The sequence below is a fragment of the Streptomyces sp. NPDC012510 genome (assembly GCF_042955065.1).
GTDB lineage: Bacteria > Actinomycetota > Actinomycetes > Streptomycetales > Streptomycetaceae > Streptomyces.
On sequence record NZ_JBIBEN010000004.1, the window covers coordinates 256,052 to 268,101 of the forward strand.

Here is a 12,050-nt window from a genome sequence, read left to right on the forward strand (position 1 = left end):
TGTGGCTGACGTACCTGCCGATCTTGCCGCAGTGTGGCCACGCGTACTGGAGAAGCTCCTCGGTGAGGGCCGCGGTCAAGGCGTCGAGGTGAAGGACGAGCGCTGGATCAAGCGCTGCCAGCCACTCGCGCTGGTCGCGGACACCGCTCTTCTGGCAGTACCGAACGAGTTCGCGAAGGGCGTACTGGAGGGCCGTCTCGCACCGATCGTCAGCGAGACCCTGAGCCGGGAGTGCGGCCGCCCGATCCGTATCGCGATCACCGTCGACAGTTCGGTGGGCGAACCCCCGCCCCCACCGGTCCAGCCCCGCTTCGAGGAGTCCGAGCCTCCCTCCGTCCCGAGTCAGAACCGCGACGCCTATGACAGCAGGGACCCGTACGAGGGCCAGGGGCGCGATGCGCGCGGTTCCTACGAGAACCAGAACGCCTACGACACCCCGAACTCGTACGACGGCCAGGCCCGCGATCCCTACGAGGGGTACGGCCGCCATCGCGCCGACGACCGGGGCCCGGGTCGCGGCGACCAGGTGACCGGCGGTCCCGGCGACCAGCTGCCGTCCCCGCGCACGGAGCAGATGTCCACCGGCCGGGGTGATCGCCTGCCGACCGCGCGCCCCGCGTATCCGTCCGAGTACCAGCGCCCCGAGCCGGGCGCCTGGCCCCGGCCGTCGCAGGACGACTACGGATGGCAGCAGCAGCGGCTCGGTTTCCCGGAGCGGGACCCGTACGCCTCGCCGACGCCCGACTACCGCTCGCAGTCGAGGGAGCGACCGCCGTACGAGCAGCGTGCCGAGTACGACTCGGCGCGTGCCGACTACGACCAGCCGCGCGGTGACTACGACCGACCGGGTGCCGATTCCGACTATGGCCGACCCGACCGGCGCGAGCTGCCCGATCCGCCGCCGGGTTCGGGGCATGTGCACCGGGGTGGCCCCACCAGCAGCGCGCCCGGCCCGCTGGCGGCGCAGCCCGCGCCGGCACCCGGTCCCGGCGAGCCCACTGCGCGCCTGAACCCGAAGTACCTCTTCGACACGTTCGTCATCGGGGCCTCGAACCGCTTCGCGCACGCCGCCGCGGTGGCCGTCGCCGAGGCACCGGCGAAGGCCTACAACCCCCTTTTCATCTACGGGGAGTCGGGGCTCGGCAAGACGCACCTGCTGCATGCGATCGGGCACTACGCGCGCAGCCTCTACCCCGGCACCCGGGTGCGGTACGTGAGCTCGGAGGAGTTCACCAACGAGTTCATCAACTCCATCCGCGACGGCAAGGGCGACAGCTTCCGCAAGCGGTACCGGGAGATGGACATCCTGCTCGTCGACGACATCCAGTTCCTCGCGGACAAGGAGTCGACGCAGGAGGAGTTCTTCCACACCTTCAACACGCTCCACAACGCGAACAAGCAGATCGTGCTCTCCAGCGACCGGCCGCCGAAGCAGCTGGTCACCCTGGAGGACCGGCTGCGGAACCGTTTCGAGTGGGGTCTGATCACCGATGTCCAGCCGCCCGAACTGGAGACGCGGATCGCGATCCTGCGCAAGAAGGCGGTGCAGGAGCAGCTCAACGCCCCGCCGGAGGTACTGGAGTTCATCGCCTCCCGTATCTCGCGCAACATCCGCGAGCTGGAGGGCGCACTGATCCGGGTGACGGCGTTCGCGTCGCTGAACCGACAGCCGGTGGACCTCGGGCTGACCGAGATCGTCCTCAAGGACCTGATTCCGGGCGGCGAGAACGCCTCACCGGAGATCACCGCCACGGCGATCATGGCCGCGACGGCCGACTACTTCGGGCTCACGGTCGAGGATCTCTGCGGCACCTCGCGCGGCCGCGCCCTGGTGACCGCCCGCCAGATCGCCATGTATCTGTGCCGTGAGCTGACCGACCTGTCGCTGCCCAAGATCGGTGCTCAGTTCGGCAACCGCGACCACACCACCGTCATGCACGCCGACCGCAAGATCCGCGCGCTGATGGCCGAGCGGCGTTCCATCTACAACCAGGTGACGGAGCTGACGAACCGCATCAAGAACGGCTGACAGAGGGCCGTCGTACGTCGCCGAAGGCGCCCCGGGACGAGTTCCCGAGGGCGCCTTCGGCGTTCCGGGAGGGGTGCCCGACGGGTTCTCCGGGCGTTCCGGCGAAGCTGCGTCCGCCGCCAGGCCGTCATCGGGTGTTCGAATACCTGCCGCGTTACGGCCTTCCTCCACAGATTCGGGGACTTTCTCCCATCCACACCCTGGGGACCGGGAAGTTATGCAGACCGTGTCCACAGGGTGAGCTGTTGAGGGATGATCTGGCCAGGTCAGGCGCCTGTGGATCCGTGGACGAAAGATCTCCACAGGCTGTGGACAAGGTGAGGGTCCACAGGCTGTGGACGAAGTTGTCCACCGACGACCCACAGGCCGTGATCGGTTGTCCCCAGCGATCTCTGGCTTCTCCACATGGCTGTCCACTGTTCGGCAAGCTCACGTGCCTGCTCACCGTGTCGAGTGAAAGGCGTCACATGAAGTTGCCTGGTTGGGCTGTGGGAAAGGTGGGTAAACCTGGGGACACCGTTGGGGAGAAGTGCCCTGGGGCTGTGCACGAGGTGTGCAGAACTTTCTGTTCTCCACAGATACCCCCAGTTGTCCACCGCCTCCACCCACAGGACCGGTGGACAAAATTTCCCCTCTGAGCTGGGAAAACGGGGTTATCCACGGTTTCCACAGGCCCTACTACTACTCCCAACTAGAGAGAGCTGGGAATCCGTTTCGAAGTGGGCCCTGTGCACAACTCGCTCCGGGTTGCCCGACCGCGCCTCGTCACGACTTGACCCCGAGAGGCTCCGAGTGTCAGTGGCGTGCGTCAGACTGGTCCCCGGTGTCCTCCCCGTCACAGGAGCCAGCGACACCGAGACAGACGACGAAGCCAGGCAGGGCGAGAAGCGCCGGCAACAGCAGGAGGCGGCAACGGTGAAGATCCGGGTGGAACGCGACGTACTCGCGGAGGCAGTGGCCTGGGCGGCGCGCAGCCTCCCGGCCCGTCCGCCGGCTCCTGTCCTCGCCGGCCTCCTGCTGAAGGCCGAGGAAGGCCAGCTGAGCCTCTCCGGCTTCGACTACGAGGTCTCCGCACGGGTGTCGGTGGAAGCGGAGGTCGACGAGGAGGGCACCGTGCTCGTCTCCGGCCGGCTCCTCGCAGACATCTGTCGTGCCCTCCCCAACCGACCGGTGGAGATTTCCACAGACGGTGTACGGGCGACCGTGGTCTGCGGCTCCTCACGGTTCACCCTCCACACACTGCCTGTGGAGGAGTACCCGGCGCTGCCCCAGATGCCGAACGCCACGGGCACCGTCCCGGGTGAGGTCTTCGCCTCCGCCGCCGCCCAGGTGGCCATCGCCGCGGGCCGTGACGACACCCTGCCCGTCCTCACGGGTGTGCGCATCGAGATCGAGGGCGACACGGTCACGCTGGCCTCCACCGACCGCTACCGCTTCGCGGTCCGTGAGTTCCTGTGGAAGCCGGAGAACCCCGAGGCGTCCGCCGTCGCCCTGGTGCCCGCCAAGACGCTCCTGGACACCGCCAAGGCGCTCACGAGCGGGGACAGCGTCATCCTGGCGCTCTCCGGATCCGGCTCGGGCGAGGGCCTGATCGGGTTCGAGGGCGCGGGCCGCCGGACGACCACGCGGCTGCTGGAGGGCGACCTCCCGAAGTACCGCACGCTGTTTCCGACGGAGTTCAACAGCATTGCCGTCATCGAGACCGCTCCCTTCGTGGAGGCCGTCAAGCGTGTGGCCCTGGTCGCCGAGCGGAACACCCCGGTGAGGCTGAGCTTCGAGCAGGGCGTGCTGATCCTGGAGGCCGGTTCCAGCGACGACGCACAGGCTGTGGAAAGGGTCGACGCACAGCTGGAGGGCGACGACATCTCGATCGCCTTCAATCCGACGTTCCTGCTGGACGGGCTGAGTGCCATCGACTCCCCGGTCGCCCAGTTGTCCTTCACGACGTCCACCAAGCCCGCGCTGCTCAGCGGCAAGCCGGCCGTGGACGCCGAGGCGGACGAGGCCTACAAGTACCTGATCATGCCGGTGCGGCTCAGCGGCTGACCGGCTCGATCGGTTCCGATGTGGCCGACGGTTGTCCACAGCGCTGTGGAGCCCGGTGGAGGGGTCACCGGGCCCCGGCGAAGAAGCCGCAGGTCGAGGCGTACGTATGAGCGCGTATGCCCACAGGTGTGCGTGAGCGTCCGGGTTTAGGCTCGTGCACGGGTACGCAGGTGCCCTCATGCCACGTCGCAACCTAAGGAACAACTGATGGAGCTCGGTCTCGTCGGCCTCGGCAAGATGGGCGGCAACATGCGTGAGCGGATACGCCGCGCGGGCCACACCGTCATCGGATACGACCGGAACCCGGATCTCGCCGATGTCCACAGCCTCGAAGAGCTTGTGGGCAAGCTCAGGGCCCCGAGGGTCGTGTGGGTGATGGTGCCGGCCGGTGCCGCCACCCAGTCGACGATCGACGAGCTGGCCGAGCTGCTCCAGCCCGGTGACGTCGTCGTGGACGGCGGCAACTCGCGGTGGACGGACGACGAGAAGCACGCAGAGGAGCTGGCCGCCAAGGGCATCGGATTCGTCGACTGCGGTGTCTCCGGTGGCGTCTGGGGCCTGGAGAACGGCTACGCGCTGATGTACGGCGGCGACGCGGAGAACGTCGCCAAGGTGCGGCCCGTCTTCGACGCCCTCAAGCCGGAGGGCGACCTGGGCGCGGTGCACGCCGGCAAGGTAGGAGCCGGGCACTTCGCGAAGATGGTCCACAACGGCATCGAGTACGCGATGATGCAGGCCTACGCCGAGGGCTGGGAGCTCTTGGAGAAGGTCGACTCGGTGACGGACGTCCGCGAGGTCTTCCGTTCCTGGCAGGAGGGCACGGTCATCCGTTCCTGGCTGCTCGACCTGGCCGTGAACGCCCTGGACGAGGACGAGCACCTGGACCGGCTCAGGGGTTACGCACAGGACTCCGGCGAGGGCCGGTGGACGGTGGAGGCGGCCATCGACCACGCCGTGCCGCTGCCCGCGATCACGGCCTCACTCTTCGCGCGGTTCGCGTCGCGTCAGGAGGACTCCCCGCAGATGAAGATGATCGCGGCGCTGCGCAACCAGTTCGGCGGCCACGCGGTCAAGAAGAAGTAGCCCGAGGCGAGACACGCCAGGAACCACAAGGACGAGCAACGGCCGGTCCGCGGAACGGTCGACGAGAAGTCATCCACAGGACCGCACGGCGGTCCACAACCCTGGGGGAGGTCGGCACCCGACCATGCACGTCACGCACCTGTCGCTGGCCGACTTCCGCTCCTACGCCCGGGTCGAGGTCCCGCTCGACCCGGGCGTCACCGCGTTCGTGGGCCCCAACGGACAGGGCAAGACGAACCTGGTCGAGGCCGTCGGATATCTCGCCACCCTCGGCAGCCACCGCGTCTCCTCCGACGCGCCCTTGGTCCGCATGGGCGCCGACCGCGCGGTGATCAGGGCGCAGGTGAGGCAGGGCGAGCGGCAGCAACTGGTCGAGCTGGAGCTGAACCCCGGCAAGGCCAACCGTGCCCGCATCAACAGGTCCTCGCAGGTCAGACCCCGTGATGTGCTCGGCATCGTACGGACGGTGCTGTTCGCGCCGGAGGATCTCGCCCTGGTGAAGGGCGACCCCGGCGAGCGGCGGCGTTTCCTCGACGAGCTGATCACCGCGCGGGCGCCGCGCATGGCGGGGGTGCGGTCGGACTACGAGCGGGTCCTCAGACAGCGCAACACGCTCCTCAAGACGGCCGCGCTGGCCCGTAGGCACGGCGGCCGCACTATGGACCTGTCCACCCTCGACGTGTGGGACCAGCACCTCGCGCGCGTGGGCGCGGAGTTGCTCGCCCAGCGCCTGGACCTGGTCGCGGCGATCCAGCCACTGGCCGACAAGGCGTACGAGCAGTTGGCGCCCGGCGGCGGACCGGTGAGTCTGGAGTACAAGCCCTCCTCACCCGGCATCGTGGGTCACGCGCGCGAGGAGTTGTACGAGCAGCTCACGGCCGCTCTCGCCGAGAGCCGGAAGCAGGAGATCGAGCGGGGCGTCACCCTCGTCGGCCCCCACCGGGACGATCTGACCCTCAAACTCGGTCAGCTGCCGGCCAAGGGATACGCCTCGCACGGCGAGTCCTGGTCCTACGCCCTGGCGCTGCGGCTCGCCTCGTACGACCTGCTGCGGGCCGAGGGCAACGAGCCGGTGCTGATCCTCGACGACGTCTTCGCGGAGCTGGACGCCCGGCGCAGGGAACGCCTGGCGGAGCTGGTCGCGCCGGGCGAGCAGGTGCTGGTGACCGCCGCGGTCGACGACGACGTACCGGACGTACTGACGGGGACGCGGTACACCGTGTCCGACGGGACGGTGGAGCGCGTATGAGCGGATCCGAGGGAGCCCCGAAGCCTCCCGAACCCTCCGGCGTGGACCTCGCACGGGTGGCGCTGCGGGCCGCGAAGGAGGCGGCACGCGCGCGTGGCGAGGCCACCCAGCGGCAGACACAGGCCAGACGCGGCGGTGGGCTGCGTTCCGGCGCCCGTGCCGACGGACGCGACCCCATGCCGCTCGGCCCCGCCATCAACCGTCTGATCACCGAGCGCGGCTGGGAGACCCCGGCCGCCGTCGGCGGGGTCATGGGCCGCTGGCCGCAGATCGTCGGCGAGGAGCTGGCCCGCAGGTGCGTGCCGGAGCGGTACGACGAGGACGAGCGGGTCCTGCACGTGCGGTGCGACTCCACGGCGTGGGCGACCAATGTGCGGATGCTCGCCCCCCAGCTCGTGGCCCGGCTCAACGAGGACCTCGGCCACGGCACCGTACGGCTGCTCAAGGTGCACGGCCCCGGCGGCTCCGCCCGCCGCTACGGGCCCCTGCGCGCCCCGGGAAGCACCGGTCCCGGCGATACCTACGGGTGAGGGTAGTCACATTTCCGGGTGCTTCGGCGCCCCTCTCCGCTTGGCTCCCACGGGGCGGCGAACGGCCTTCCGTCGCGGTGCGCGCGTTCGCATGCGGTTGCGAACATCGAGCTGACCCGGGAGTAGCAAAGGGTTCACACACGGAAGCGCTGAGTGCCGCTGTGAGCCTCTTGGAGCCCCGCTCCGCATATGGGGAGTCGGGAGAGACCGGTTCAGGGCGGCACATGCGGACTCAGGTACCGGCAAACCCCCATCACTGTCGGCGCTACCGGTAGACTGGAAGCTAATCCCGCCCCATTCGTGGGGACCGCTTCGGAAACACTGTGCAACGCTGACAAAAGGCTTCCACCGCAACATGCCGCAGCCGCTCCGGCAAACCCGCCGGGAGCCTGGCTTGTGCTGTGCCAGAAAGGGCGCTTCGTGGCCGATTCCGGCAACCCCAACGAGAACATCCCGTCCATCGAGGCCCTGGCCGGAACGGCCGAGGCCTCGCCCTCGGCGTATGACGCCAGTGCCATCACCGTCCTCGAAGGGCTGGACGCGGTCCGCAAGCGGCCCGGCATGTACATCGGTTCGACCGGTGAGCGCGGTCTGCACCACCTCGTGCAGGAGGTCGTGGACAACTCCGTCGACGAGGCCCTGGCCGGTCACGCGGACACCATCGACGTCACGATCCTGCCCGACGGCGGGGTCAGGGTCGTCGACAACGGCCGTGGCATCCCCGTGGGCATCGTCCCGTCGGAGGGCAAGCCGGCCGTCGAGGTCGTGCTGACCGTCCTGCACGCGGGCGGCAAGTTCGGCGGCGGCGGCTACGCGGTCTCCGGCGGCCTGCACGGAGTGGGCGTCTCCGTCGTGAACGCGCTGTCGACCAAGGTGGCCGTCGAGGTCAAGACCGACGGGCACCGCTGGACGCAGGACTACAAGCTCGGCGTTCCGACGGCCCCGCTGGCCAAGCACGAGGCCACCGAGGAACACGGCACCTCGGTCACCTTCTGGGCCGACCCGGACATCTTCGAGACCACCGACTACTCCTTCGAGACGCTCTCGCGGCGTTTCCAGGAGATGGCGTTCCTCAACAAGGGGTTGAGCATCAACCTCACCGACGAGCGCGAGTCCGCGAAGGCCACCGCCGGGGCGGACGAGGCCGGTGAGGACGAGAAGCACGAGGTCAAGACCGTCTCGTACCACTACGAGGGTGGCATCGTCGACTTCGTGAAGCACCTCAACTCCCGCAAGGGGGACGTGGTGCACCCCTCCGTCATCGACTTCGAGGCCGAGGACAAGGACAAGGCCCTGTCCGTCGAGGTCGCGATGCAGTGGAACAGCGGTTACAGCGAGGGTGTGTACTCCTTCGCCAACATCATCCACACGCACGAGGGCGGTACGCACGAAGAGGGCTTCCGTGCGGCGATGACCGGTCTGATCAACCGCTACGCGCGCGACAAGAAGCTGCTGCGCGAGAAGGACGACAACCTCACGGGTGACGACATCCGCGAGGGTCTGACCGCGATCATCTCGATCAAGCTGAGCGAACCGCAGTTCGAGGGCCAGACCAAGACCAAGCTGGGCAACACGGAGGCCAAGACCTTCGTGCAGAAGGTCGTCCACGAGCACCTGACGGACTGGCTGGACCGCAACCCGGTCGAGGCCGCGGACATCATCCGCAAGTCCATCCAGGCGGCCACCGCGCGCGTGGCGGCCCGCAAGGCCCGTGACCTGACCCGCCGCAAGGGCCTGTTGGAGACGGCGTCCCTGCCGGGCAAGCTGAGCGACTGCCAGTCGAACGACCCCACCAAGTGCGAGATCTTCATCGTCGAGGGTGACTCCGCCGGCGGCTCGGCCAAGTCTGGCCGCAACCCGCAGTACCAGGCGATCCTCCCGATCCGAGGCAAGATCCTCAACGTCGAGAAGGCGCGGATCGACAAGATCCTGCAGAACCAGGAGATCCAGGCGCTGATCTCCGCCTTCGGCACGGGGGTCCACGAGGACTTCGACATCGAGAAGCTCCGCTATCACAAGATCATCCTGATGGCGGACGCCGACGTCGACGGCCAGCACATCAACACCCTGCTCCTGACCTTCCTCTTCCGCTTCATGCGGGACTTGGTGGAGAAGGGGCACGTGTACCTGTCCCGTCCCCCGCTGTACAAGATCAAGTGGGGCCGGGACGACTTCGAGTACGCGTACTCGGACCGTGAGCGCGACGCCCTGATCGAGCTCGGCCGGCAGAACGGCAAGCGCGTCAGGGAAGACTCGATCCAGCGCTTCAAGGGTCTCGGTGAGATGAACGCAGAGGAACTGCGCATCACGACCATGGACCAGGACCACCGCGTCCTCGGCCAGGTCACGCTGGACGACGCCGCCCAGGCCGACGAGCTGTTCTCGGTGCTCATGGGTGAAGACGTCGAGGCCCGGCGCCAGTTCATCCAGCGTAATGCCAAGGACGTCCGCTTCCTCGACATCTGAGTCGGTCTCAGCTGACCGCATCAGGAAGGATCCCCACCAGCAATGGCCGACGAGAACACTCCAGTCATGCCTGAGCCTTCTGAAGGCGAGACGACACTGCGCATCGAGCCGGTCGGGCTCGAGACGGAGATGCAGCGTTCGTACCTGGACTATGCGATGTCCGTCATCGTGTCCCGCGCGCTGCCCGACGTACGCGACGGTCTCAAGCCCGTCCACCGCCGTGTCCTGTACGCCATGTACGACGGCGGCTACCGGCCCGAGAAGGGCTTCTACAAGTGCGCCCGTGTCGTCGGTGACGTCATGGGCAACTACCACCCGCACGGCGACTCCTCGATCTACGACGCGCTGGTCCGCCTCGCGCAGCCGTGGTCGATGCGCATGCCGCTGGTGGACTCCAACGGCAACTTCGGCTCTCCGGGCAACGACCCGGCGGCGGCCATGCGCTACACCGAGTGCAAGATGGCGCCGCTGTCGATGGAGATGGTCCGCGACATCGACGAGGAGACCGTCGACTTCACGGACAACTACGACGGCCGCTCCCAGGAGCCGACCGTCCTGCCGGCCCGCTTCCCGAACCTGCTGATCAACGGCTCGGCCGGTATCGCGGTCGGCATGGCCACCAACATCCCGCCGCACAACCTCCGCGAGGTCGCGGCCGGCGCCCAGTGGTACCTGGAGAACCCCGAGGCCTCCCACGAGGACCTCCTGGACGCGCTGATCGAGCGCATCAAGGGCCCCGACTTCCCGACCGGCGCCCTCGTGGTCGGCCGCAAGGGCATCGAGGAGGCGTACCGCACCGGCCGTGGCTCCATCACGATGCGCGCGGTCGTCGAGGTCGAGGAGATCCAGAACCGACAGTGCCTGGTGGTCACGGAGCTGCCCTACCAGGTCAACCCGGACAACCTCGCGCAGAAGATCGCCGACCTCGTGAAGGACGGCAAGATCGGCGGCATCGCGGACGTCCGTGACGAGACGTCGTCCCGTACGGGCCAGCGGCTCGTGATCGTGCTCAAGAGGGACGCGGTCGCCAAGGTCGTCCTGAACAACCTCTACAAGCACACCGACCTGCAGACGAACTTCGGCGCCAACATGCTGGCGCTCGTGGACGGCGTGCCGCGCACGCTCTCCCTGGACGCGTTCATCCGCCACTGGGTGACGCACCAGATCGAGGTCGTCGTCCGCCGTACGCGCTTCCGGCTGCGCAAGGCCGAGGAGCGCGCGCACATCCTGCGCGGTCTGCTGAAGGCGCTGGACGCCATCGACGAGGTCATCGCGCTGATCCGGCGCAGCGACACCGTCGACATCGCGCGCACGGGCCTGATGGACCTCCTGGAGATCGACGAGATCCAGGCCAACGCCATCCTCGAGATGCAGCTGCGCCGACTGGCCGCCCTGGAGCGCCAGAAGATCCTCCAGGAGCACGCCGAGCTCCAGGCGAAGATCAACGAGTACAACGAGATCCTCGCCTCCCCCGTCCGCCAGCGCGGCATCGTCAGCGCCGAACTCGCCGCGATCGTCGAGAAGTACGGCGACGACCGCAAGACCATGCTGGTGCCCTACGACGGCGACATGTCCATCGAGGACCTCATCGCCGAGGAGGACATCGTCGTCACGGTCTCGCGTGGCGGCTATGTCAAGCGGACCAAGACGGTCGACTACCGGGCGCAGAAGCGCGGCGGCAAGGGGGTGCGCGGCACGAAGCTCAAGGAAGACGACATCGTCGACCACTTCTTCGTGTCCACGACCCACCACTGGCTGCTGTTCTTCACCAACAAGGGCCGTGTCTACCGGGCCAAGGCCTACGAGCTCCCGGACGCCGGGCGTGACGCGCGTGGACAGCACGTCGCCAACCTGCTGGCCTTCCAGCCGGACGAGGCGATCGCCGAGATCCTGGCGATCCGCGATTACGAGGCCACGCCCTATCTGGTGCTCGCCACCAAGGGCGGACTTGTGAAGAAGACGCCTCTGAAGGATTACGATTCGCCCCGCTCCGGCGGTGTCATCGCGATCAACCTCCGTGAGAAGGAGGACGGTTCTGATGACGAACTGATCGGAGCCGAACTCGTATCGGCGGAGGATGACATCCTTCTGATCAGCAAGAAGGCTCAGTCGATCCGCTTCACGGCGACGGACGAGGCACTGCGGCCCATGGGCCGTGCGACCTCGGGTGTCAAGGGCATGAGTTTCCGTGAGGGGGACGAGCTGCTCTCGATGAATGTTGTTCGACCCGGTACGTTCGTGTTCACTGCCACAGACGGCGGGTACGCGAAGCGGACCGCCGTCGACGAGTACCGCGTCCAGGGTCGCGGTGGCCTCGGTATCAAGGCCGCCAAGATCGTCGAAGACCGCGGTTCGCTCGTCGGCGCGCTGGTGGTCGAGGAGACCGACGAGATCCTCGCCATCACGTTGTCGGGCGGTGTGATTCGTACGCGAGTCAATGAGATCAGGGAAACCGGCCGTGACACCATGGGCGTCCAACTGATCAACCTGGGCAAGCGCGATGCCGTGGTCGGCATCGCCCGTAACGCCGAGGCGGGGCGCGAGGCGGAGGAGGTCGACGGCGAAGACGCCGTCGACGAGACCGCTGAGAGCGCCGCGACGGTCGGTACGGACGAGGGTGAGGCGCCCTCGTCCGAGTAGCACGAGG

7 protein-coding genes are annotated in these 12,050 nt (G+C 67.8%); all 7 read left to right on the forward strand.

Annotated elements, in window-relative coordinates; all coding sequences use genetic code 11:
* Position 1: 1 nt before the first annotated feature.
* Positions 2–2,029 carry a chromosomal replication initiator protein DnaA gene (gene dnaA / locus ACFY9I_RS08975; protein WP_390998591.1) on the forward strand — a complete coding sequence of 676 codons (2,028 nt, stop codon included), beginning with the start codon at positions 2–4 and terminating at the stop codon, positions 2,027–2,029.
* A gap of 915 nt (positions 2,030–2,944) precedes the next feature.
* The gene (gene dnaN / locus ACFY9I_RS08980) at positions 2,945–4,075 is read left to right on the forward strand and encodes a DNA polymerase III subunit beta (protein WP_390998594.1); all 1,131 of its coding nucleotides are present in this window, start codon (positions 2,945–2,947) and stop codon (positions 4,073–4,075) included.
* A 207-nt stretch (positions 4,076–4,282) separates the two neighbouring features.
* The gene (gnd, locus tag ACFY9I_RS08985; RefSeq protein WP_390998596.1) at positions 4,283–5,158 is read left to right on the forward strand and encodes a phosphogluconate dehydrogenase (NAD(+)-dependent, decarboxylating); all 876 of its coding nucleotides are present in this window, start codon (positions 4,283–4,285) and stop codon (positions 5,156–5,158) included.
* A gap of 124 nt (positions 5,159–5,282) precedes the next feature.
* Entirely contained in the window at positions 5,283–6,407 is a 1,125-nt protein-coding gene (recF, locus tag ACFY9I_RS08990) for a DNA replication/repair protein RecF (RefSeq protein ID WP_390998598.1), read from the forward strand.
* On the forward strand, positions 6,404–6,937 hold the full coding sequence (locus ACFY9I_RS08995; RefSeq protein ID WP_390998601.1) for a DciA family protein: 534 nt from the start codon (positions 6,404–6,406) through the stop codon (positions 6,935–6,937). Before recF ends, ACFY9I_RS08995 begins: the two co-directional genes overlap by 4 nt.
* 420 nt (positions 6,938–7,357) lie before the next feature.
* Positions 7,358–9,403: a DNA topoisomerase (ATP-hydrolyzing) subunit B gene (gene gyrB / locus ACFY9I_RS09000; protein WP_390998604.1), complete on the forward strand. Its 2,046-nt coding sequence runs from the start codon at positions 7,358–7,360 to the stop codon at positions 9,401–9,403.
* A gap of 42 nt (positions 9,404–9,445) precedes the next feature.
* Positions 9,446–12,043: a DNA gyrase subunit A gene (gene gyrA / locus ACFY9I_RS09005; RefSeq protein WP_390998607.1), complete on the forward strand. Its 2,598-nt coding sequence runs from the start codon at positions 9,446–9,448 to the stop codon at positions 12,041–12,043.
* The last annotated feature ends 7 nt before the right edge of the window (positions 12,044–12,050 follow it).

Bases quoted from the DNA above. Each gene is read 5' to 3' on its own strand.
- gnd (WP_390998596.1), top strand. From the start codon at position 4,283: ATGGAGCTCGGTCTCGTCGGCCTCGGCAAGATGGGCGGCAACATGCGT.
- recF (WP_390998598.1), top strand. From the start codon at position 5,283: ATGCACGTCACGCACCTGTCGCTGGCCGACTTCCGCTCCTACGCCCGG.
- ACFY9I_RS08995 (WP_390998601.1), top strand. From the start codon at position 6,404: ATGAGCGGATCCGAGGGAGCCCCGAAGCCTCCCGAACCCTCCGGCGTG.
- gyrA (WP_390998607.1), top strand. From the start codon at position 9,446: ATGGCCGACGAGAACACTCCAGTCATGCCTGAGCCTTCTGAAGGCGAG.